Origin of the sequence: Staphylococcus parequorum (genome assembly GCF_039237145.1) — a bacterium.
GTDB lineage: Bacteria > Bacillota > Bacilli > Staphylococcales > Staphylococcaceae > Staphylococcus > Staphylococcus equorum_A.
This window is the reverse complement of record NZ_CP150682.1, coordinates 1,809,545-1,832,840: the sequence shown is the minus strand read 5'-3', so window position 1 is coordinate 1,832,840 and position 23,296 is coordinate 1,809,545. Positions and strand designations below refer to the sequence as shown.

20 protein-coding genes and 1 riboswitch are annotated in these 23,296 nt (G+C 33.0%); of the genes, 13 read left to right on the top strand and 7 right to left on the bottom strand.

Annotated features, from left to right (window positions below; genetic code table 11):
* Positions 1-246: 246 nt before the first annotated feature.
* On the bottom strand, positions 247-1,146 hold the full coding sequence (locus AAA453_RS08890) for a CvfB family protein (protein ID WP_046465301.1): 900 nt from the start codon (positions 1,144-1,146) through the stop codon (positions 247-249).
* 157 nt (positions 1,147-1,303) lie between these two features.
* Here AAA453_RS08890 and AAA453_RS08885 point away from each other — a divergent pair, with 157 nt between their 5' ends.
* From AAA453_RS08885 to lysA, 10 genes are all read left to right on the top strand, one after another.
* Positions 1,304-2,905, top strand: a complete 1,602-nt coding sequence (locus AAA453_RS08885) for an ABC-F family ATP-binding cassette domain-containing protein (protein ID WP_069815671.1) — start codon at positions 1,304-1,306, stop codon at positions 2,903-2,905.
* A gap of 245 nt (positions 2,906-3,150) precedes the next feature.
* Positions 3,151-3,981: an aldo/keto reductase gene (locus tag AAA453_RS08880; RefSeq protein ID WP_427704470.1), complete on the top strand. Its 831-nt coding sequence runs from the start codon at positions 3,151-3,153 to the stop codon at positions 3,979-3,981.
* 181 nt (positions 3,982-4,162) lie between these two features.
* A riboswitch (Lysine riboswitch) is annotated at positions 4,163-4,341 on the top strand.
* A gap of 86 nt (positions 4,342-4,427) precedes the next feature.
* Positions 4,428-5,630: an aspartate kinase gene (locus AAA453_RS08875; RefSeq protein WP_427704469.1), complete on the top strand. Its 1,203-nt coding sequence runs from the start codon at positions 4,428-4,430 to the stop codon at positions 5,628-5,630.
* A gap of 55 nt (positions 5,631-5,685) precedes the next feature.
* Entirely contained in the window at positions 5,686-6,675 is a 990-nt protein-coding gene (locus AAA453_RS08870; protein ID WP_427704468.1) for an aspartate-semialdehyde dehydrogenase, read from the top strand.
* Position 6,676: 1 nt separating this feature from the next.
* Positions 6,677-7,564, top strand: a complete 888-nt coding sequence (gene dapA / locus AAA453_RS08865; RefSeq protein ID WP_285323909.1) for a 4-hydroxy-tetrahydrodipicolinate synthase — start codon at positions 6,677-6,679, stop codon at positions 7,562-7,564.
* Entirely contained in the window at positions 7,561-8,283 is a 723-nt protein-coding gene (gene dapB, locus AAA453_RS08860; protein WP_046465307.1) for a 4-hydroxy-tetrahydrodipicolinate reductase, read from the top strand. Before dapA ends, dapB begins: the two co-directional genes overlap by 4 nt.
* A gap of 22 nt (positions 8,284-8,305) precedes the next feature.
* Entirely contained in the window at positions 8,306-9,025 is a 720-nt protein-coding gene (gene dapD / locus AAA453_RS08855) for a 2,3,4,5-tetrahydropyridine-2,6-dicarboxylate N-acetyltransferase (protein WP_427704467.1), read from the top strand.
* Between the two features lie 299 nt (positions 9,026-9,324).
* Positions 9,325-10,482 carry a M20 metallopeptidase family protein gene (locus AAA453_RS08850; RefSeq protein WP_427704466.1) on the top strand — a complete coding sequence of 386 codons (1,158 nt, stop codon included), beginning with the start codon at positions 9,325-9,327 and terminating at the stop codon, positions 10,480-10,482.
* The gene (locus tag AAA453_RS08845; RefSeq protein WP_427704465.1) at positions 10,479-11,552 is read left to right on the top strand and encodes an alanine racemase; all 1,074 of its coding nucleotides are present in this window, start codon (positions 10,479-10,481) and stop codon (positions 11,550-11,552) included. The genes AAA453_RS08850 and AAA453_RS08845 overlap by 4 nt, the downstream gene beginning before the upstream one ends.
* A 3-nt stretch (positions 11,553-11,555) precedes the next feature.
* A complete protein-coding gene (gene lysA / locus AAA453_RS08840; RefSeq protein ID WP_427704464.1) occupies positions 11,556-12,821 on the top strand; it encodes a diaminopimelate decarboxylase in 1,266 nt (421 codons plus the stop codon).
* 421 nt (positions 12,822-13,242) lie between these two features.
* On the opposite strand, the gene cspA is transcribed toward lysA, so the two are convergent.
* Positions 13,243-13,443, bottom strand: coding sequence for a cold shock protein CspA (gene cspA / locus AAA453_RS08835; protein WP_002507639.1), 201 nt, complete (start codon positions 13,441-13,443; stop codon positions 13,243-13,245).
* Positions 13,444-13,625: 182 nt separating this feature from the next.
* On the bottom strand, positions 13,626-13,934 hold the full coding sequence (msaA, locus tag AAA453_RS08830) for a regulatory protein MsaA (RefSeq protein WP_002507638.1): 309 nt from the start codon (positions 13,932-13,934) through the stop codon (positions 13,626-13,628).
* Between the two features lie 349 nt (positions 13,935-14,283).
* Between msaA and AAA453_RS08825 the strand changes: the two genes are divergently transcribed.
* From AAA453_RS08825 to AAA453_RS08815, 3 genes are read left to right on the top strand one after another with little or no spacing between them, the layout of a single operon-like run.
* Positions 14,284-14,553: an acylphosphatase gene (locus tag AAA453_RS08825; RefSeq protein ID WP_046465312.1), complete on the top strand. Its 270-nt coding sequence runs from the start codon at positions 14,284-14,286 to the stop codon at positions 14,551-14,553.
* Positions 14,554-14,566: 13 nt separating this feature from the next.
* Complete coding sequence (locus AAA453_RS08820; RefSeq protein WP_046465313.1) at positions 14,567-15,187, top strand: 5-bromo-4-chloroindolyl phosphate hydrolysis family protein; 621 nt, start codon at positions 14,567-14,569, stop codon at positions 15,185-15,187.
* Between the two features lie 28 nt (positions 15,188-15,215).
* On the top strand, positions 15,216-16,349 hold the full coding sequence (locus AAA453_RS08815; protein WP_427704462.1) for a toxic anion resistance protein: 1,134 nt from the start codon (positions 15,216-15,218) through the stop codon (positions 16,347-16,349).
* Between the two features lie 510 nt (positions 16,350-16,859).
* Here AAA453_RS08815 and AAA453_RS08810 read toward each other — a convergent pair.
* The 4 genes from AAA453_RS08810 to AAA453_RS08795 all read right to left on the bottom strand — a co-directional run bounded on the left by AAA453_RS08810 (position 16,860) and on the right by AAA453_RS08795 (position 23,193).
* Positions 16,860-18,389: a BCCT family transporter gene (locus AAA453_RS08810; RefSeq protein ID WP_230622003.1), complete on the bottom strand. Its 1,530-nt coding sequence runs from the start codon at positions 18,387-18,389 to the stop codon at positions 16,860-16,862.
* A 642-nt stretch (positions 18,390-19,031) separates the two neighbouring features.
* Complete coding sequence (gene brnQ3 / locus AAA453_RS08805; RefSeq protein ID WP_427704461.1) at positions 19,032-20,375, bottom strand: branched-chain amino acid-like transporter carrier protein BrnQ3; 1,344 nt, start codon at positions 20,373-20,375, stop codon at positions 19,032-19,034.
* Between the two features lie 124 nt (positions 20,376-20,499).
* Positions 20,500-22,389, bottom strand: a complete 1,890-nt coding sequence (locus tag AAA453_RS08800) for a vWA domain-containing protein (protein ID WP_427704460.1) — start codon at positions 22,387-22,389, stop codon at positions 20,500-20,502.
* Positions 22,390-22,401: 12 nt separating this feature from the next.
* The gene (locus AAA453_RS08795; protein ID WP_427704459.1) at positions 22,402-23,193 is read right to left on the bottom strand and encodes an ATP-binding protein; all 792 of its coding nucleotides are present in this window, start codon (positions 23,191-23,193) and stop codon (positions 22,402-22,404) included.
* Positions 23,194-23,296 lie beyond the last annotated feature (103 nt).

Below are 23,296 nucleotides of genomic sequence, written 5' to 3'. Positions count from 1 at the left end.
CTATGAATTAATAAAGGAGTGACTTGAAAAGATTGATAATACAACGTTTTGGTCGAATTTTATATTACAAACAACTATGGAATTGTAATATAAAAAAGAAAAATCCTGAAACTACTATATAAAAAATAGTAGTTTCAGGATTGATTTGTTGAGAACTGTATTTTGAAGTCCAATTCATTCTAAAAATTGTGGACATTATTATTATGAAACAAGTTAGATGAAAATATCACTTTATAATAGAAGGAATTACTTTTCTATTCTTTCCCAACCTTTTTTAGTTAAAGCAATTTTACCAGAATCTATTGTGATAATTTTGTTCTTATATAAGTGTCCAATTGCTCTTTTGAATGAACCTTTACTCATATTGAAAATTTCTTTAATAGCTTCTGGACTCGATTTGTCTGAGAAAGGAAGTTCCCCATCATACTCTACGAGCAAGTCAAAGATGTTTTGACCATCATCATCAAGTCTTTCGTGTGCTAGCGGTAAAAATGAACCATTCAATTCACCTTTATCGTTTTGACCAATGATACGCACTTTTACATTTTCACCGAGACGTGGTTCCTCTTTACGTTCTGTTTCGTGAACAAAAATTTTATAACCCTCTTTTGATAGTAAGAAGCTGCCAATTCGTAATAAACGATATGGTCTTGCTTCGATGATTTTATTTTTCAATTCATTGTCGAAAACAGATTTATATGTTTGTTCTACTATTGTTTCTGTTGCTAAACGTGCGAACATATTGTTATCTCTATCAATACGTAACGTAACGAATAACTCATCACCTTGTACTGGCCATACTGATTTAACTTTTGGTAAATCTTCCCAAGGTATTAAAACTTCTCTTGGTAAACCTACGTCGACATGCGCACCATCACGATCTACTTTTAATACTTTTACAAAATCGTATTTATCAGTTGTTACGTCAGGCATATTTTGCGTAGCAAATAATGCACCTGATCTATTTGGGTAAATAAAGAAACTATATTCTTCCCCTATATTTAATTCGTCTTCATCTTTAATTTCGGATTGATTGAGTTTAACTTCTTCTCCGTTTGGTCCTTTTAACTTATATGTTGAGCCTTCTAATCCAACAACTTTAAGAAATTCTATAGAACCTACAATATCTTTTTCATCTTGGGCCATACTTTTCTCCTTCGTACATACAGATTTATTCTTATTTATTATAACATGCTATGAAGAAACTAGCATCACTACATCGAGAATGGTCGAAACAAGTTGATAAGTGTGTTATAATTTGTCCGGTAGATTAACGAAAAGGATAACGAAAAGGAGTAAATGCATGTTACAAGTTACTGATGTAAGTTTACGATTTGGTGATCGTAAACTATTTGAAGATGTAAATATTAAATTTACAGATGGCAATTGTTATGGATTAATAGGAGCTAATGGCGCAGGTAAATCAACGTTCTTAAAGATTTTATCAGGTGAATTAGATGCTCAAACTGGTCATGTTTCTATGGGTAAAGACGAACGTTTAGCAGTATTAAAACAGGATCACTTTGCATTTGAAGATGAACGTGTGATTGATGTTGTTGTTAAAGGACACGAACGTTTATATGAAGTAATGAAAGAAAAAGATGAAATCTATATGAAACCAGACTTCAGCGATGAAGATGGTATTAGAGCTGCAGAGCTAGAAGGCGAATTTGCTGAAATGGACGGCTGGAATGCTGAAGCAGATGCGGGTACCCTACTTTCTGGTCTAGGTATCAAAGCAGACCTACAAGATAAAACAATGTCTGAATTAGAAAACAATCAAAAAGTTAAAGTGTTATTAGCACAAAGTCTTTTTGGTAAACCTGACGTATTATTACTAGATGAGCCTACCAATGGTTTAGATATCCCTGCAATAAGCTGGCTAGAAGATTTCTTAATTAATTTTGAAAATACAGTTATTGTTGTGTCTCATGATAGACACTTTTTAAATAATGTTTGTACGCATATTGCTGACTTAGATTATGGGAAAATTAAATTGTTTGTTGGTAACTATGATTTCTGGTACCAATCAAGTCAACTTGCTATGAAAATGGCTCAAGATCAAAACAAGAAAAAAGAAGAGAAAGTTAAAGAATTACAAGATTTCGTGGCACGTTTCTCTGCAAACGCCTCTAAATCAAAACAAGCAACAAGTCGTAAGAAGCAATTAGAAAAAATCGAGATTGATGATATTCAACCTTCTTCTCGTCGTTATCCTTTTGTGAAATTCACACCTGAACGTGAAATTGGTAATGATTTATTACATGTCGACAATGTTTCTAAAACAATCGACGGTGTGAAAATATTAGATAATATTTCATTCTCTATGGATCCTAACGATAAAGCTGTATTAGTTGGTGATAGTGAATTTGCTAAATCAACATTACTTAAAATCTTAGCTGGTGAAATGGAACCAGATGAAGGTACAGTAAGATGGGGCGTAACAACTTCTCAAAGTTTCTTACCTAAAGATAACTCATTCTACTTCGAAGGTGTAGATACAAACTTAGTTGACTGGTTACGTCAATACGCACCTGAGGACGAACAAACTGAGACATTTTTACGTGGCTTCTTAGGACGTATGCTATTTAGCGGTGAAGAAGTTAAGAAAAAAGCGAGTGTCTTATCTGGTGGAGAGAAAGTACGTTGTATGCTAAGTAAAATGATGTTATCAAGTTCTAACGTGTTACTACTGGATGAACCTACAAACCATTTAGACTTAGAAAGTATTACTGCAGTCAATGATGGCTTGAAATCATTCAAAGGTTCTATTATCTTTACATCTTATGACTTTGAATTCATCAATACGATTGCAAACCGTGTTATTGATTTAAATCCAACTGGTGGTCTTTCTAAAGAAACGACTTATAGAGCTTATTTAGAAGAAACTGGTGTATTAAAATAATAACCATGTGTTATTGATTTAAATATAACGCAATAAATAAGAAGCGTATTCTATTTAATATGTAGTGTACTCCTCTTAAAATGTGGACATCTCTAATGCTTTTACAGCATTAGAGATGTCTTTTTCATTTGCTTTATTCATCTGATTTAGAGTGAAGCGCCCCACTGTTTGGGCTAATTACTTTCAAAATAAATTTTTGAATTATATAATCATAATTAATTCAAATGAACGGAGGAGTTATTTTAATGGAAAATTTAAATATGATTGATGGACAACTTTTACCACAAATCGGCTTCGGTACATATAAATTAAATGGTGCGCAAGGTGTACATGCAATCGTTAATGCGTTAAATCAAGGATACAGAATATTAGATACAGCTTATAACTATGAAAATGAAGGTACAGTGGGTAAAGCAATTGAAAGAAGTCATGTTTCAAGAGATCAAATCATTGTAACTTCGAAATTACCAGGTCGTTATCAAGACTATGATGCAGCATTAACAGCTATACAAGAATCTATTTATCGATTAAATGTTGATTATATTGATCTATATTTAATTCATTGGCCAAACCCAAGACATAATAAATATGTTGAAGCTTGGCAAGCGATGATTGATGCTCAAAAAGCGGGACTTATTAAATCTATTGGTGTTTGTAATTTCTTACCAGAACATATAGAAAAATTAGAAAAAGAAACTGGTGTCTTACCTACTGTGAATCAGATTGAATTACATCCGTACTTTAATCAACAAGATATGGTTGAGTATAATAATACAAAAGGAATTATTACAGAAGCATGGAGTCCATTGGGTCGTGCATCTGAAGTAATAAAAGATAAAGACATCGCTGTAATTGCCGAAAAATATAATAAAACAATACCTCAAATTATATTAAGATGGCACGTTCAATTAGGTGTAGTGCCAATTCCAAAATCTACATCTATCACGAGACAAATTCAGAATCTAAATGTTTTTGATTTTAACTTAGAAGTTGAAGACGTAGAAAAAATAAACAACTTATCTCAAAAAGATGGTAGATTAAAAGGTCAAGACCCTGCAACATATGAAGAGTTTTAAAAATTGGAAATATAGAAAAGTGATTGTCATTAAACAGATTTAATTATATTTACACTTATAACGTAAAATGTATAAATATAATGTTGTATTTTTCAGTAAATTTAAAAAACTTGATAAAAGCGGTTTACAGTACATATAAGCATATGTATAATATGAATCATAAACAAACAAAAATTAAATATGGTTTTGATGAGGCGCATCAATCATTAGTAAATATTAGAAGAACCTGCCTGCTAGCAGCTAATTTTGAAAGGGTGAGATGCCGAAATAGTTATAATAGCAGCTTATAACACGTTGGACTTTATGGTTAAGAGCTAAGAGTCTGTCATTATTGTAAGATAATGGAGTGCATCACTTGTATATAAATTATAGAACAAGTTCGCATCCCGAACTTGTTCTTTTTTTAATACTGTGATTCTCCCCTATTGATTGAGGAGGATATAGAATTGAACAGAAGTGTTTTGAAATTTGGAGGTTCTTCAGTAAGTGATTTTACAAAAATAAAAAATATAGCGGAAATGTTGAAAATGAGAGTTAATCAAGGTGAACAACTTATTGTTGTTGTTAGCGCCATGGGCAAGACCACAGATGAGCTTATGGCTAATGTCTCTGCATTAACTACAAGCCCTAAAGATCAAGAACTTGCACTATTATTAACAACCGGTGAACAACAGACAGTTTCTTACTTATCTATGGTTTTAAATGATATCGGGGTAAACGCCAAAGCGATGACCGGATATCAAGCGGGTATTAAGACAATTGGACATCATTTAAAAAGTCGAATAGCAGAAATTAACCCTGATACATTCGAAATCGCATTTACAGAAAATGATGTTTTAGTAGTTGCTGGTTTTCAAGGCATTAATGAATCACTTGAAGTAACGACATTAGGTCGAGGTGGTTCAGATACTACTGCTGTTGCCTTAGCTGCAAGTAATGACACGGCATGTGAGATATACACCGATGTCGATGGTGTCTATGCTACAGACCCAAGATTATATAAAGATGCAAAACGACTTGAATACGTTTCTTATGAAGAAATGATGGAAATGAGTGCATTAGGTGCAGGCGTATTAGAAACAAGAAGCGTCGAATTAGCAAACAACTATCATATCCCGCTTTATTTAGGAAGAACTTTATCAAATGTGAAAGGAACATGGATTATGTCACAAGCAGAATTATTAGAAAAAAAAGCAGTCACAGGTGTGGCGTTAGATACACATATGATGCACGTTACAATTAGTTATCCCCTACCAGATAATAGATTACTTACTGAGCTCTTTACTCAATTGGAAGAAGGTTCAGTTAATGTTGATATGATTTCTCAGATTATTAACTTGGAAGGATTACAAATGTCCTTTACTATTAAAGATACAGATGCTTTTCAGATTTCAACCATATTAGAAACTTTAAAAGAACAGTTTAATGCATTAGACTTCAAAATTAATGAAGCATACGTTAAAATCTCTTTAATTGGCTCTGGTATGCGTGATATTTCTGGTGTAGCATCAAAAGCATTCATTACTTTAATTGAAAACGATATTTCATTTTATCAAACTACAACATCAGAAATAAGTATTTCATGTGTGATAGATGCTGAGAATGGCGAACGAGCTGTTCGAACCCTTTATCAAGCTTTTGATATCTGAATTTTCGGAATATAATTAAGATTTATTAAAATAATAAAAATGGAGTGTATGGTATATGACAAAATTAGCATTGGCAGGCGCAACAGGTTTAGTAGGAAGAAAAATGTTAGAAACAATAGATCGCAAAGGTGTGGCCTTTGATGAGTTAGTGTTGTTCTCTTCAGCTCGCTCAGCAGGTGAAAACATTGAATTTCAAGGTAAAAACTATACTGTTAGAGAATTAACAGAAGAAGCAGCTAAGGAATCATTTGATTATGTATTAATGAGTGCTGGTGGAAGTACAAGTGAACACTTCTCCCCTATTTTTGAACAAGCGGGTGCAATTGTCATTGATAATTCAAGCCAATGGAGAATGACTGAAGGTGTAGACTTAATCGTTCCAGAAGTTAACGAACCTGTATTAGACAGAAAAATTATTGCAAATCCAAATTGCTCAACAATACAATCAGTTGTACCACTTAAACCATTACAAGAAGAATTTGGTTTGAAACGTGTTGCATATACGACATACCAAGCAGTTTCGGGTTCTGGGGTAAAAGGGAAACAAGATTTAGCAGAGGGAGCAAATGGTAAAGCACCTGAAGCATACCCACACCCTATTTATAATAATGTATTACCTCATATTGATACTTTCCTTGAAGATGGGTATACAAAAGAAGAACAAAAAATGATAGACGAAACACGTAAAATCTTAAAAGATGATGAATTGAAAGTTACAGCTACTTGTGTACGTGTGCCAGTTCAAGACAGTCATAGTGTTCACATGAGTGTAACGTTAGAAAAAGAAGCTACAGTATGTGCAATTCAAGAATTATTTGAAAATGATGACCGTGTGGTACTTGAAGATGATCCACAAAATAATGTATATCCGTTAGCTATTAATTCTACAGACAGAGATGAAATATTTGTAGGACGTATTCGCCGTGATGAAACATTAGATAATACATTCCATGTATGGTGTACTTCTGACAACTTATTGAAAGGTGCGGCATTGAATGCAGTGCAAATACTTGAACAAGTTATGAGCTTGAAAGGAGTAAAATAATATGGGACATATTTTTGAAGGCGTAGGTGTCGCTCTAACAACACCTTTTACACACAATGAAGTAGATTATGATGCACTTAGAAGACATTTGAAATACTTAATTGAAAATGATGTGAAATCGATTGTTGTAAATGGTACTACAGCTGAGAATCCGGCATTAACTGATGACGAAAAAGATCAAATATTAGAAGTAGTCGTAAATTATGTAGATGGACGCATTCCTGTAATTGCTGGTACAGGTACGAATAACACACAAAAATCAATTCAAGCTTCAGTTCGTGCTAAAGAAATTGGTGCAGATGCAATTATGCTAATCACACCCTACTATAATAAGACGAATCAACGTGGTTTAATTGCTCATTTTACGAAAATAGCAGATGCGATTAAATTACCAGTCATATTATATAATGTGCCTTCTCGTACAAATATGACTATAGAACCAGATACTGTTGAAACTTTAAGTAAGAATGAATATATTATTGCATTAAAAGATGCGACCAACGATTTTGATTATTTAGAAGAAGTAAAAGCACGTATCAACTTAAATGACTTTACACTTTATAGTGGTAATGACGACAATGTAGTTGAGTATTTTAATAAAGGTGGACATGGCGTTATCTCAGTAGTAGCTAACGTGATTCCTAAATCTTTTCAAGCGTTATATGATGCTAAACAAAATGGAGAAGATATTGAAAAACAATTCCAACCGATTCAAACATTGTTAGATGCATTAGCGGTTGATGTGAATCCTATTCCAGTGAAGGCACTCACAGCTGTAGAAGGCTTCGGAAATTATGAGGTGCGTTTACCACTTGTAACTTTAGAAGATGAAGACCGTCGAACATTAGAAAAAGCGTATGAACAATTTAAAGTAGGTGACAAAGTATGAAGATCGTATTAATAGGCTATGGTGCAATGAACCAACGTGTCGCAAGATTAGCTGAAGCAAAAGGACATGAAATAATTGGTGTTATTGTACGAGATGCTACCAAGGATTACCCGTACCCTACTTTTGAACGTATAGCAGATGCTAAAGAAGCAGATGTTGCAATTGATTTCTCCAACCCTGAACTGTTATTACCATTATTGGATGAAGACTTTAATTTACCATTAGTAATAGCAACGACTGGTGAAAAAGAAGAAATAATCAATAAACTTAAAGCATTAAGTGATCAAATGCCAGTCTTTTTCAGTGCGAATATGAGTTATGGTGTACATGCTTTAACAAAAATTTTAGAAGCAGCAGTGCCCCTATTACAAGATTTCGACATTGAACTTACGGAAGCACATCATAATAAAAAAGTGGATGCGCCAAGTGGTACATTAGTAAAATTATATGATGTGATTGATGACTTGCGAGAAAAATCTACACCGGTATATGACAGACATGAGCATACTGAAAAACGCACACAAGATGAAATTGGTATCCATTCCATTCGTGGTGGCACGATTGTAGGAGAACATGACGTGCTATTTGCTGGTACTGATGAGACAATAGAGATTACGCATCGAGCACAGTCAAAAGATATTTTTGCAAATGGTGCAATCGGTGCAGCAGAAAAATTAATCAATAAGGCAAATGATTATTACACATTTGATAACCTATAAAAACTAAGGAGCGTATTAAATTATGGTACAACATTTAACGGCAGAAGAAATTATTAAATATATAAGTGATGCAAAGAAATCTACACCCCTAAAGGTTTATATTAATGGGAATTTTGAAAATGTAACCTTCCCTGATAGTTTCAAAGTGTTTGGTTCACCTGATTCAAAAGTTGTTTTCTGTGAAGCTGATGAATGGAAAACATTTTATGAAGCGAATCAATCTAGTATTGAAACTATAGAAATTGAAATGGATCGTCGTAATTCGGCTATTCCATTAAAAGATTTAACTAACACAAATGCACGTATTGAACCAGGCGCTTTCATCCGTGAACAAGCTATTATTGAAGATGGCGCAGTGATTATGATGGGCGCAACAATTAATATTGGTGCTGTAGTTGGTGAAGGTACAATGGTAGATATGAATGCAACACTTGGCGGCCGTGCAACTACTGGTAAAAATGTACATGTTGGTGCAGGCTCAGTATTAGCTGGTGTCATTGAACCACCTAGTGCTTCACCAGTAGTAATCGAAGATGATGTACTTATTGGTGCGAATGCAGTTATTCTTGAAGGTGTTCGTGTTGGTAAAGGCTCTATTGTGGCTGCAGGTGCAATCGTAACGCAAGATGTGCCAGCTGGATCAGTTGTTGCAGGTACACCTGCTAAAGTAATTAAACAGACAAGTGAAGTTGAAGATTCGAAACGTGAAATCGTTTCAGCTTTAAGAAAATTGAATGACTAAAGCTTAATTTCATGCAATTTCCACTTTTACTAAGTTAGTTATGGTTCTAGAATAATCAGAACTATGCTACTTAATACGAACATCCATAAATATTAATGTAGGAGGTTTAAGACGAGACAAGATGTAATAAATGATGGCGTTTATAACTTTTAAAAAGTTGCTATCCATTATACATTGATGAATCGGTCTTACCTCCTCATTTTTTTAATATTATGTTTTCGCTTTTTTATACATATAAACAAAGTGCTTTAGATTAAAATCTGAAGTTAATTAATAAAACTAAAAGGATTTGATTTAAAATGAATGAATTAGAATTCGTAACAACACATAGACGTCATTTGCATCAAAACCCAGAGCTAAGTCTACATGAATATGAAACTACTACCTATATTGCTTCTTTCTTAGATGAATTAGGTATCAGTTATGAACGCCCTCTTGATACAGGGTTGGTTGCTTATTTACCTGGGAACGGTGAGCATACGATAGCTTATCGTGCAGATATTGATGCATTGCCTATTTTTGAAGAAAACGATGTAGCTTACAAAAGTTTAACAGATAATGTAATGCATGCTTGTGGACATGATGGGCACACTACTGCGTTAATGCTCTTTGTTAAACGATGTAAAGCGATGGCTGATCAAGGAACGTTACCGCAAAGTATCGTTTTTATATTTCAACCTGCTGAAGAAACTGGTGGCGGTGCAAATCGATTAATTCGTGCTGGTGCTTTTAAAAATTATGAAATTGAAGCAGTATTTGGTATTCATGTTATGCCGTTTGAAAATGAAGGTAAAGTTGTTATACGAGATGAAGAAATAACAGCAAGTGCTACTGAATATAGATTTTATTTAAATGGCCTTTCTAGTCATGTAGCGGATAAAGAACAAGGACATTCTTGTGGAGAAGCATTACAACATGTATTAAGCCAAGTAGGACAAATTCAACAATATCATTTGAACGGTTTAAAACGAAATATTGTCCATATGGGTCATTTTGAAGCTGGAGAAGCGATTAATACTGTCCCTAGTCATGGTTATCTAGAAGGTACAATCAGAACATATGATGTTCATGACTTAGAAATCGTGAAACAACAAATGGCCAAAATTGCTGAAAGTGTCAGCTTATTATTTAATGTAGAATGTGAAGTGAAGTTTGAAGAAGGTTACCCACCTACTTATAATGATCCATTACTACGTAAACATGTTGAACTTGGATTGGAAAATGCAGATTTTGAAATTATTGATAAACCTACACCTTATTTATTTGGGGAAGATTTCAGCTTTTATAGTCGACTTGCGCCGAGTTATTTTGTATTTGTCGGTGTACGAGATGAAGCGAAGGGTTATGTAACTGGCTTACACACTTCTCATTTAAATTTTAATGAATATATGCTCATACGTATTGCAGATTATTATGAACAACTTCTAAAATCCTATAGCGAGGTGCGTGTACAATGACAGCCATTTGGTCAGTAGATACAGAGAAATTTTATGAAAATGCAGTAAATGTAGCGCAAGATAACCAACTCATGGCTGTAGTTAAAAATAATGCTTACCATTACGGTTTGGAATTTGCTGTTCAACAATTTAAAAAAGCTGGTATCCAAACTTTTAGTACAACTTCTTTGAGAGAAGCAATCCGAATTCGTAAACTTGCACCCGACGCTACGATATTTTTAATGAATGCAGTTTATGAATTCGATAAACTACGTGCTTATCATATTCAGATGACTTTACCTTCTCTAGACTTCTATTATGAACATGTAGAAGATTTATATGATATTCAAGTTCATTTAGAATATGAAAATTTATTACATCGTTCAGGATTGAAATCAATTGCAGAAATGAGAGAAGTCCTTATACATCATGCGCAAAATAAAAATGAACAGCGCATGATAATAACTGGCTTATGGACACACTTTGGATATGCAGACGAATTTGATGTTCCAGATTATGAAATTGAGCGAAAAGCATGGTTAGACGTTGTAGATACTTTATTGACTGAGGGCTATCAGTTTGATCTAATTCATGCTCAAAATAGTGCGAGTTATTATCGAGAAAATGGTGTTTTCCTCCATCATACACACGCACGTGTTGGCATTGCATTGTATGGTTCAAGACCATACAGTCATGTAGAGGAAACAGCAATTAAACAATCATTGACTGTTAAAGGTAATGTCATCCAAGTGCGTGAAGTTAATCAAGGAGATTATTGTGGGTATAGTTTTGCTTATGAAGCTACACAAGATGAAACAAGGTTAGCAGTCGTAGATGTTGGTTACGGCGATGGTATACTTAAATCAAGAGCACAACACGAAGCATTGATTAACGGTAAACGTTATCCTATACGTGCGTTAATGATGAGTCATATGTTTGTGGAAGTAGATAGCAATGTTCGTGCACAAGATGAAGTGATACTATATAATAACGATATACGCGTAGATGAGTTCACATTTAAAGGTGTGGGCGCGAATTCTGAACAATTAAGCGCGATGAATCATGACTCACTAATAAAGGAGTATAGATAAATTATGGTAGTAGAATACAATGATAAAGGAGAGCTTACAATTGGAGGTACAAGTCTTAAAACGATAGCACAAAGTTTTGGGACGCCTACGATTGTTTATGATGAAACGCAAATCAGAACACAAATGAGACGTTTTCATGAAGCTTTTCAAAAGAGCGGATTAAACTATAATATTTCATATGCTTCTAAAGCATTTACTTGTTTACAAATGGTTAAATTAGTAGAAGAAGAAGGACTCGAATTAGATGTAGTATCTGAAGGTGAATTATACACAGCATTAGCTGCTGGTTTTGATGCACAACACATACATTTTCATGGTAATAATAAGACAAAACGTGAAATACAATATGCCTTAGAAAGTAAAGTGGGTTATATTGTGATTGACTCTTTAGAAGAAATTGATATTATTAACCGTTATGCAAGTGAAGAAGTGAATGTAGTGTTAAGGTTAAATCCTGGAGTTGAAGCACATACACATGAATTTATTCAAACTGGACAAGAAGATAGTAAATTTGGCTTGTCTATCAAACATGGTTTGGCGATTGAAGGTGTCAAAAAAGTTAAAGATGCTAAGCGCTTAAATCTTAAAGGTGTTCACTTCCATGTAGGTTCGCAAATTGAAGGTACTGAAGCTATGATTGAAACTACTAAATTAGTTATCCAATGGCTGAAAGAAAATGACATTCAGATAGAATTGATCAATTTAGGTGGCGGCTTTAGTATTAAGTATGTCGAAGGTGATGTGAGCTTCCCTATCGAAGATGGTATTGCAGAAATAACTGAAGCAATTAAAACGATAGCACAAGAAGCTGATTACCCTATTCCAGAAATTGGTATTGAACCTGGACGTTCAATTGTAGGAGAAGCAGGTATTACTTTATATGAAGTAGGTACAATTAAAGATATTCCTAATGTGAATAAATATGTGTCAATCGATGGTGGCATGAGTGATCATATTCGTACCTCTCTCTATGATGCGAAGTATGAAGCTCTACTGGTTAATAGAAATGATCCAAAGGATGAAACTGTAACGCTGGCAGGTAAATTATGTGAATCTGGAGATATTATTATCAAAGATGCACAATTACCAAGTACAGTTAAACGTGGCGACTATTTAGCTATTCTATCAACTGGTGCTTATCATTATTCAATGGCATCAAATTATAACCAAATGCAGAAACCGTCCGTGTTTTTCTTGAAAGATGGAAAAGCAAGAGAAGTTATTAAGCGTCAATCATTACGCCAATTAATCATTAATGATACAAAATAAATGACTATATAAGAAAAAGGTTGCTAGCTACTCCCTACTGGGCATGCTAACAACCTTTTTTTAATGTTCTTAAAATGGTGTTTTAAGCGTGTTAAACAAACAATATAAAGTTCTGGATTATTTGGTCATGATTATAACTGAAAGCTCTTTAAATGCCTATATTGAATGAATATATGTATATTGCACACATTAAGAAAGCCTAACTCGATTTCATCGACGGAAATAGAGGATTACATGCTTGTCGCATGCATTAAGGCGCCCTAACATATTTAAAATGTAATCTAAGAAGCATTAGCGGATTACATGCTTGTCCCATGCATTAAGGCGCCCTAACATATTTAAAATGTAAAGGCGCCTATATATATAAAAAAAGAACCTTTGACAAGGTTCTTTTTAAATAAAGTCAATATAGAAATCTATATTATAGTTTAGCAACGTTTGCAGCTTGAGGACCGCGGTCGCCTTCAACTACTTCAAATTCAACTGATTGACCTTCTTCTAATGATTTGTATCCTTCTTGGTTAATTGCTGAGAAGTGTACGAACACGTCGTTTTCTCCTTCAACTTCGATAAAACCAAAACCTTTTTCGGCGTTAAACCATTTTACTGTACCTTGTTTCATAACTGTGAAACCTCCAAGACTAATATTCATTCAATATGCGTTATTCGCATATTACAAAAAATACAATTTCACAGTTCAAGTCTGTTAGTACAATATTCTTTGCAATATGGAATAAAACTATTGCTTGACTAACAGTATAAAGCAATTTAAATAAAATTGCAATACAAATCTGAATAAACTGTTTATTCAACAATAGGTAATTTATAATATACTTCATTATTATTTAAAACAATAAAACTATAGAATATTTGTAAATCTTCATCGCAATCTTCACAAAATCCTAAATCACAATTATTATAAAACGCATGAATATTATATTTTCCAACTAAATAGTTATCATAATCTTTTTTACATTTTAAAATGATTGATTGATATTGGCTTAACATCTCGTTATAAGTCTCAAAATTATGTTGTTCTACGATATGATCAGTCCAGTCACTAAATAACCACCAACCTTCATAGTCAGCCCGAATTTTTGCAACTGTCCACATTTCATTTCACCCTTTCATAGTCAGCTCAAAAACATTTTCAAAACATTTAAATAGCGTGTTCTAAATTTTAAGCTTAATAGAACAAGTTGATTATACTTATGTATGGTCTTCATACATTCACTCTAAATAAAATCCCCACGTTTATAAATAGATATGAATAGAACTAGTTATATACTTTATATAATTTAATTAGAGTCGCACAATTTGTCTATGTGTAATATTTTAACTAGATAATATACAAAATCAAGTTATCTGACTCATACTTTTGGCCTATATACATACGTAGCTCAAACGTAAATATTAGTTTTGTGGCCTAAAATTTCGTATAATACTACTAAGAGGTGATAATATGCAGTGCAAACACGTTAAAGTATTTGGAATGGTGCAAGGTGTAGGTTTCCGATACTATACACAGAAGATAGCTAGAAAGTATAATATTGTAGGCACAGTTGAAAATATTGATAATTATGTTGATATTTATGCGCAAGGAAATGAAAAAGCATTAACTCCATTTTTAAATGCAGTTATAGACGGTGCGTCACCTGCCTCGCATGTTGAAGATTATACTATAGAAGAATTGAATATTGATGAATCATTAAAGGATTTTAAAACTATATAAAGGAAGATGAAGTTTGAGATATACTATTTCACGTATTTTTGGGACAATCATAGCTTTTCCAGTAGCAGTTATCGCATGGTTTACTAGTGTTTTTGCTCTTGATATTTATGTTATATTTGATTTTCTTATTTCTGCGGTAACGTTCTTGGCAATTTACTTCCCTACTCAACGTTTAACTTCTAGAAAATATTTAAATGAAATTGGTCTATCACGTCGTGATTATCATTTTGTAAATAGTCAGTTAAACAATGCACAAGATAAGATTAGAAGAATTTTGAAAACATTTGTAAATGTGAGATCGATTAAAGATTTTAGACAAGTGAATGAAATATACCGAATTTCTCGTGCAATTTATTTTGCAGTGAAACAACAACCAGGTTCATTTTTCAAAGTAGAAGGTTTCTTCTATTCACATATTGATAATGCATTAAATTTAATTGAAGCATATACAAGATTATCTAAGTCACCTAAAAAATCTAAAGAAGAAAAACAAAAATTAGAACAAACAAGAATTACTTTAGACGAAGTGAAAAGAACTTTAGTTGCTGACTTGAAGAGAATTAATAACGAAGACTATAGCCAGTTAGATATAGAGATGGAATTAAACAAAATGGAACAGAAAAGAAATAAATAACATAGAATTAAGAATGGAGAGAAATTGAATGGCTAAAGAACAAGACTTTTTAAGTTCACATCCATTGGACAAATATATTGATGAACAGTCAGCTAATCAAAATGAAATAATCAATAATAAAACGCAATATACTCAAGAGGAACAACAAAAAATCGATAAGTTGAGCGAACAAATAAAGCCAATGGATAATGATGGTTTACTGAATTATGGTACACAAGCACAATCAAATATGTCACAGTTCTCACACCGTATTTTAAATGAAGTTAACACAACAGATGTTGGCCCTGTGGGTGAGTCTCTGAATGGTTTAATGAGTAAATTAAAGTCAGTTAACCCTGAAGAACTTAATCCAGAAAACCAATCTAAGTTGAAACGTATATTTAAACGTACGAAAGCATCTGTTAATGAAATATTTTCTAAAATGCAATCTGTAGGTTCACAGATTGATCGTATCTCTATTGAGTTAGATAAGCATAAAAATAACTTAAAAAAAGATATAGACATGTTAGATGAATTATACAATATGAATAAAGATTATTTTGAAGAATTGTCTTTATATATTGAAGCAGCTAAAAAGAAACAGCATACGCTTCAACAGACTGAAGTACCTAAACTAAGAACACAAGCAAAAACGACAGGTAACCAAATGGATGTGCAAGCAGCATCTGATATGGAACAATTTATAGATCGTTTAGATAAACGAATTTATGATTTGCAGTTATCAAGACAGATTGCAATTCAGACTGCACCTCAAATACGAATGATTCAAAACGTAAACCAAGCCCTTGCTGAGAAAATTCAAAGTTCAATTTTAACGAGTATTCCATTATGGAAAAACCAAATGTCTATTGCATTAACATTGATGAGACAACGTAATGCCGTATCAGCTCAAAAGGCAGTTACAGATACTACAAATGATTTACTATTAAAAAACTCTGAATTATTAAAACAAAACGCGTTAGAAACAGCTACTGAGAATGAACGTGGTGTCGTTGATATCGAGACACTCAAAACAACACAAAATGATATTATTGAAACAATTGAACAGACACTTCAAATCCAAGAACAAGGCCGTACTAAACGTAAACAAGCAGAAACAGAATTAAATCAACTTGAATCAGAATTACAAAATCAATTGTTAGATATGAAAGATAATAAATAAGGTTTATGAACAAATAAAGTAGATGGAGTCGGGACAGAAAATCAAATTTTGATTTCTCCCCGCCCCATCTACTTTTTCTATTTAAAATCTTTCGGTTTTGAAAGCGCGTGCTTGCTTGGGGTATGGGAGTGGGACAGAAATCTAATTTTTCTAATAAGATTTCGTCGTCCCACCCTGGAAATAGAGTTGAGATATTATTTGTTTTACAGACTCATACTATTCCCCTAGGCGTCAGCGCTTTACAAAATCGGTACAATTATATAAATTAATACAAAAAATAAGACGCTTTTGTATAATAAAGTTACTCTAACATAACTTTAAAACGAGAAGTAGGATTAGCATGAATGGCAATAAATATAAGGAAAATAGTAGCTCATCGAGCTACAAAAATAGATAAAAAACATAAAAATGATGGCTTCTACTTTATTTCACGTAGAAACCATCATTTTTTAGTTATCTGAGAAGCTTATGTCTCAGACTCATTTTGAGATTTAATTCTAATCGCTCTATTTAATGCTTAGAATCTTCTGTATGTTGATTTGCTGAATTTTTAATTAAATTCTCTGTATTGTCAACTGTGTCTGAGGATTTAGTAGTTACTATATTTTGTTCCACAGCAAGTTTGTGCGCAATTTTCGGCGCTGTCCAAACGACAGGAAGCATGATAATCGATATAGGTACTGCTGTTACGATTATAAAGGACTGTATTGCACTAATACTACCCTCGCCAATATTAATAAGAATAATTGAGATTACACCCATAATAGCAACCCAGAATAATCTGATGATTTTAGGCGGATCTCCTTCGCCAGTAACGGACATAGAAATTGAATATGACATTGTATCGGCAGTTGTTATTACAAATATAAGTGTCAAAATGAGTAAAGCTATAACTAACACATTGCCTAAAGGTAATTGTGTAGCAATTGAGATAACTGCTGCAGGTAAACCATTTTCAGATAAAGGATCACTAATTGAACCATTATTTTTAGATTCATAAAACAATCCACTTCCACCTAAAATAGAAAACCAAAAATGAGAAACTACAGCTGCTACGACTGAAACGAGTATGAAGATTTCTCTGATTGTACGTCCCTTTGAGACACGGGCAACTAACATAGCCATTAAAGGACCATAACCTATAAACCAACCAAAGAAGAAAAGCATCCATGCGCCAGCCCATTGATTATCTCCTCTAAAGGTACTGATTTCTAAGAAATTAGTGATATATGTTCCATAAGAAGAAATAAAAGTATCAATAATAAAACCACCAGGGCCTATTAACAATATAAAGACAGCAAGTGCTATTGCTAACCATATATTTAGTTTGCTAAGAAACTGTATACCTTTATCTATCCCTGTAGTTGCAGAAATAGATACAATGACCATAAGTCCTGCAACAGATAAGACTTGAGTAATGATATTATCTGGAATACCAAAAATACTATGTAACCAGTAACTAAATTGAAAACCGAAAAACCCAATTGTTCCAATTGTTCCAGCTACAGCACCTAAAATACAAAAGACATCTATCATAGAGCCTGTCTTAGTATGCTCAATCTTTTTACCAAATATTGGATATAAAATTGTTCTTGGACGCATTTTCATGCCTTTATTATAATGTGCATACATAATAATGATACCACTGACAGCACCATAAACTGCCCAGGCTGTGAAGCCCCATGATGTGAAACTTTGAGCCATTGCTGCTGGTATAGCAGCTGAACTACTATCTTTGATACTTGGATCCATAGTTGGTGGCACATCAATAAAATAATACATAGGTTCAGCAGCAGCCCAAAATATAGCACCTGCGCCTAATCCTGACGTAATCACAATTGCTGCCCATCTGAAGTAACTCATTTCAGGTTTAGAAGCATTTCCGAGCCTTACACGACCATACTTTGAAAAGGCTAAAACAGCACCTACCGCAAATGTTGCTAGTAATAAAATTTGCCAAAATGCACCGAAATATGTAATGGATAGTTCAAAGCCTTTTTGCACGAAATCCGAAGTTGCTGTTGTAAATAGTGATGACATAATTACAAATAATACGAGTACGCCACCGCTAATAAGAAACACCGGCCAATCTAGTTTGTCTTTCCAATAAGAAAATTTAATGTTATTCTACTCCTCTTTTTAGGTTCTCTCTATTTTCTCTATATTAAGTCTTTTATAATAAATAGTTTAGCTTTTTCAGTACTTATCAAATTGCTTACGAATATCATTGAATATTGTTTTAGAGTTCAAAATTATAAGTATGAAAACGAAGTCTTACGCTATAGCAAATGGTGTTTTTGTGAATATGAACACGTGTACTTTCCATCTTTAATAAAAATATGTAAGTCTATTTATGATTGTGACAAGAGACTTACTATTGTCACTGACGAAACACTTGAAGTTAAGATTATAGCCCACTTCTTCTTAGTAATCAATTGGACTTTGTAAAATAGTTATAATTTTTAAGATTAAATTATTATATATTAATCATGCAATTGGAAAATTCTGCACCTTAAAAAATGATATTTTTATTTAAATGAAGATTTTAACAGCAAAATGTTATTTTTACACATAAAAAAATCCCTTCAAAGCAATCACTGTTTCAGTGACTACTTTGAAGGGATTGTATCTTTACAAAAACGATGCATTTAAATATTGAGCAGAATCTACTTAAATGAACTTTTAATCTTTTTCGTAAACGATAGGTTTTTGACTTTTAACCATAGTAGCTACAATATAACCTATGATTGTAGTGACTATAGCAATTGGGAACCATTCTAATGAATAGTCTTTTAAAGGTAAACTATCAATAAAGCTCATTTTTATCCAGCCTTGTGTATGTACTACACTTAATATTGAAACAATAGAAACAATCGTAACTGGAATTTGTTGTGCAATTGGCTTAGTTGGTACAAAACGTGCAATCAATATCAGTAATACTGAAGTAATTGCTACTGGATATACAATACTAAGTACTGGTTCAGACATTGTAATTACTGAGTTTAAACCTTGATTTGCTAATATAAAACTAATTAGCGTAAATCCAATTACATAAGCTTTATAAGAAATTTTCGGTAAAATTCTATGGAAATATTCTGACACTGAAACGATTAAACCACATGCAGTAGTTAAACACGCAAGTGCAACAATAATACCTAATAGATATTTACCAAAAGTTCCAAAGCCTACATCTGCCATTGTAGTTAATAGGTATGTACCTATGTTTTGATCTTTTGCTGTTAAACTAGCAATTTTTTCTTGCGATACATCCATGTGATTTCCTATAAAACCTAGAGAAATATAGATGAACATTAAGGCAACTGCAGCGATTAAACCAGCTAATAATGTCTGCTTAAAGATCTTATTAGCATTTGTAACGCCTGTTGCTTTTACAGCATTAACTACAATCATTGAGAAGGCAATTGCTGCAATAGCATCCATCGTTAAGTAACCATTGGTAAACCCTTGTGAAAATCCAGCAAAACCAGAAGTAAACGATTCTGCAGATTGACTTGGTGCATTACCACCAAAATCTACAAATCCTTTAATAATCATCGCTAATATCGTGATAAGTAGTAATGGTGTTAGCAATGACCCGATACGATCAACCATTTTACTAGGATTGATACATAAATATAATACAATTAAGAAATAAATAACTGTAAATATAAATAATGCTAAACTACTATTTGTTTGTGCAATCGGTGTAACAGTCATCTCAAATGATGTTGATGCTGTACGTGGAATCGCAAATAATGGACCTATTGTTAAGTATATAATTACTAAGAATACTACTGAAAACTTAGGTGATATTTTATTTAATGACCCGATGTAGCCTTGTTTATCTAATGCACCTACAACAACGCCTAATAACGGTAATCCGATTCCAGTTAATGCAAATGCTAAAATGGATGGCCAGAAATATTCTCCGCTATCTAAACCTAAATTAGGTGGGAAAATAAGGTTGCCAGCGCCAAAGAACATTGCAAACAATGTGAAGCCTATAATCCATGTATTTTTATTCATATGACGTTCTCCTTTTAATCCAATAAAATAATATTATCTATTCTATCACGTTTAATTAGATGCCGTCTATATAAATTTCAGAATATTTAAATATATAGCGATTAATTTATAAAAATTAGTCTAGCTAAAATGATTTTAATAAAAGTTTTTTCAATAATGGTGACAGATGGCTTGGCAAATTTTCTACGCCTTCTACAAAGATGGCATACTGACCATAAATGTTATGAATCGTTTGTTCTATGTCTTCTGTAATAGGATCTTGACTTAAAAACACATTGAATACTTCGATCCCCATTTTTCTAGCAGTTTCAACGGCTTCATAAGTGTCTAAAATACCATCTTGACTATAATTATATGCTGAAGGTTCACCATCTGAAAATACAATTAGAAAACGTTGATTATGTGAACGACGCATTAATCGTTCACTTCCTATTCTAATTGCTACGCCATCTCTATTATCATCTTGAGGCTCTAGAGCCATAATTCGTGGTCCATCTTTTTCAAAAATTGAACGGTCGTATGAAATGATTTCGTCAATAATATTGGGTTGATTTGCTTCATCTGCATCAAACGCATCTTCGTTAAATGCAAGTATCTCATGTTTAACATTTAATGATTTTAAAGTTTCATGGAATAGGACAACGCCTTTGATCGTTTCTTCCATCTTATCTTGCATACTTGCAGATGCATCAACTAGCAATGTAAAAGTAGCATCAAAGGATTGACTTAAATCTTGTTTCTTATAAAACAGCTTATATTGATCATCAATAAACCAATTAAGTAGATTCTTCTGTAGTCTTCCTTTAGTTAAATTATGACGTTCATCCTGGTATTCTCTATCAATTGTTTTCTTTATGATTTGGATTAAATCTTTTGTCTCAAACTGGACTTCAGATTCAACGTCACGATAATCATTGATATATTGTGGTTCTATGTCTGGAATATTCCATTTAATCTCTACGTTCTGATTGATACCTTTAAGTGCAAACGCTTGGTTATGACCGACAGTACCACCTTCGTCATCTTCAACATTATCAGTAGAGCCTTTGCCCTTTTTAGTTTGCATATCAGTCATATCATCGCTCGCATCACCCTCACGTGCGGTGTCATTATCACCCATGACATCACTATTCTCACCTTCATGTAATTCCATTTCTAAATAAGCGCCACCTTCTGACGCACTATCTTGATTATTAGATTCCATATCTTCGCTTACAACGTCTTCATCGTTTTGTTCATCAGACTGACCATCTGAGTTACTTGCGTCAGTTCTCGTTATATCCTCAAAATTAAGTTCTTCTATTGCTTCATAAACTTTTTTCGGTAAATGATAATATTCGTTCAACATATCTTCTTTTAAAATATCATCGATTTGATACATGATACGTTCTGCTAAATACATGTTATCTTCAGACGTTTCATTATAAAAGAAATTAGGTAAGTATTGATACATATGATTTAAAACATCATCAATTTGAGGATGGATTTGCGGTACATCATAAAAGTTTTCTGTTAAAAAAGATGCTTCTAAATATAAAAATAGTAAGTCTGTAAAAGTTGTTTTGGTTTTATAAACTTTGATTTGTGTCTGAGTATAATTCAATCTAACCTCATTACGCATTTGAATTATAGGCTTTGTCGAAGGACGTAATTGAACTATGGTATTTAATACACGTTTGTCTTCTAATAATTTGAAAAGTTGTTGGAAGAATTTTGGGTGTTGAAACTCTCGATTATGAATGACTTTATTTACAATTTTTTCATCCATCATTTGATAACCATAAGTAGCAAGTAATACATCTGATTTTAATCCTGTGGATTCTATTTCTTTACTCCTATGTGACCAAAATGAGCTTGTAATTAAGGTATGATTGATTGGATCATAGTATGGAAATTTTTGTATTTTAACGTGTGCTTGTTCATTTTTCAGTAAAAGACGAGCTAAATCTTGTAGCATCATGACTTGCTTTGCATCAAGTTGTTCGTCATTAAATTTTATAAAACGATCACTCATGATTATCCCTCACTAAAAGTTTAATTCTACTGCGTTTTTAATTGCTTGTTGTTCACGTTCGTCTTCTAATTTATCTATAATCGTACGCTGTATCGCACGTTCTATTGGCATGATTGTTGCTAAATCGCTCAAGTCAATCAGCGCTCGAATACTGGCTGCTTCTTCAGAAATTTGACCTTGTTTTGTCATTGTTCTCAAATCTTCATTGAACTTTATAATATTTTGGATAACAGCGTCGTCTTTTAACTGGCTTTGGTTTTTAATAACATCACTTAAAATATCACCATCAATATAATCTACTTCAATAACAACGAAACGGTTTTTTAATGCTTCATTCATAGGTAATGTGCCAATGTATCCTACGTTTATTGCTGCAATAACATTAAAACCTGGTGCTGCACTTACAACTTCTCCTGTAAATGGATTTGTTAGTTTTCTACGATAGTCTAATACACCATTCAGTATAGGCAGTGTTTCTGGTTTCGCCATATTGATTTCATCAATATAAAGAATATTTCCTTCTTTCATGGCTTGTATGACAGGTCCATCTATAAAGACAATTTCTTGTGACCCATTGTCATTTGTTTGTATTGTTTTAAATCCTAATAAACTTTCAGCATCTAAATCGACTGAACAGTTAATTTGGTGCATCGGTCTATTTAAAGTTTCACTTAGCGTTTCTGCAAGTTTCGTCTTACCAGAACCAGTTGGTCCTTTTAACAGTATATTTTTATTTAATTGCATTAATGATTTAGCATCATTAAAGACAGTCTCGTCTCTATTAATATATTGTGTATTTGTCATGTTTTTTTATCTCCTTTTGCATTTACATGTTTGTCTGATGATTGTTAAAAATCATTAAAAATAGACTGGGGCAAGAATACATCATCATATTTTGCCCTAGCCC

Coding starts and splice junctions, on each gene's coding strand:
- AAA453_RS08885 (WP_069815671.1), top strand. CDS start 1,304: ATGTTACAAGTTACTGATGTAAGTTTACGATTTGGTGATCGTAAACTA.
- cspA (WP_002507639.1), bottom strand. CDS start 13,443: ATGAAACAAGGTACAGTAAAATGGTTTAACGCCGAAAAAGGTTTTGGT.
- msaA (WP_002507638.1), bottom strand. CDS start 13,934: ATGTGGACAGTTGCAAAAATTCGGGCTGACTATGAAGGTTGGTGGTTA.
- dapB (WP_046465307.1), top strand. CDS start 7,561: ATGAAGATCGTATTAATAGGCTATGGTGCAATGAACCAACGTGTCGCA.
- dapD (WP_427704467.1), top strand. CDS start 8,306: ATGGTACAACATTTAACGGCAGAAGAAATTATTAAATATATAAGTGAT.
- lysA (WP_427704464.1), top strand. CDS start 11,556: ATGGTAGTAGAATACAATGATAAAGGAGAGCTTACAATTGGAGGTACA.
- AAA453_RS08795 (WP_427704459.1), bottom strand. CDS start 23,193: ATGACAAATACACAATATATTAATAGAGACGAGACTGTCTTTAATGAT.
- AAA453_RS08810 (WP_230622003.1), bottom strand. CDS start 18,389: ATGTCATCACTATTTACAACAGCAACTTCGGATTTCGTGCAAAAAGGC.
- AAA453_RS08870 (WP_427704468.1), top strand. CDS start 5,686: ATGACAAAATTAGCATTGGCAGGCGCAACAGGTTTAGTAGGAAGAAAA.
- AAA453_RS08825 (WP_046465312.1), top strand. CDS start 14,284: ATGCAGTGCAAACACGTTAAAGTATTTGGAATGGTGCAAGGTGTAGGT.
- AAA453_RS08815 (WP_427704462.1), top strand. CDS start 15,216: ATGGCTAAAGAACAAGACTTTTTAAGTTCACATCCATTGGACAAATAT.
- AAA453_RS08845 (WP_427704465.1), top strand. CDS start 10,479: ATGACAGCCATTTGGTCAGTAGATACAGAGAAATTTTATGAAAATGCA.
- AAA453_RS08880 (WP_427704470.1), top strand. CDS start 3,151: ATGGAAAATTTAAATATGATTGATGGACAACTTTTACCACAAATCGGC.
- AAA453_RS08800 (WP_427704460.1), bottom strand. CDS start 22,389: ATGAGTGATCGTTTTATAAAATTTAATGACGAACAACTTGATGCAAAG.
- dapA (WP_285323909.1), top strand. CDS start 6,677: ATGGGACATATTTTTGAAGGCGTAGGTGTCGCTCTAACAACACCTTTT.
- AAA453_RS08850 (WP_427704466.1), top strand. CDS start 9,325: ATGAATGAATTAGAATTCGTAACAACACATAGACGTCATTTGCATCAA.
- brnQ3 (WP_427704461.1), bottom strand. CDS start 20,375: ATGAATAAAAATACATGGATTATAGGCTTCACATTGTTTGCAATGTTC.
- AAA453_RS08890 (WP_046465301.1), bottom strand. CDS start 1,146: ATGGCCCAAGATGAAAAAGATATTGTAGGTTCTATAGAATTTCTTAAA.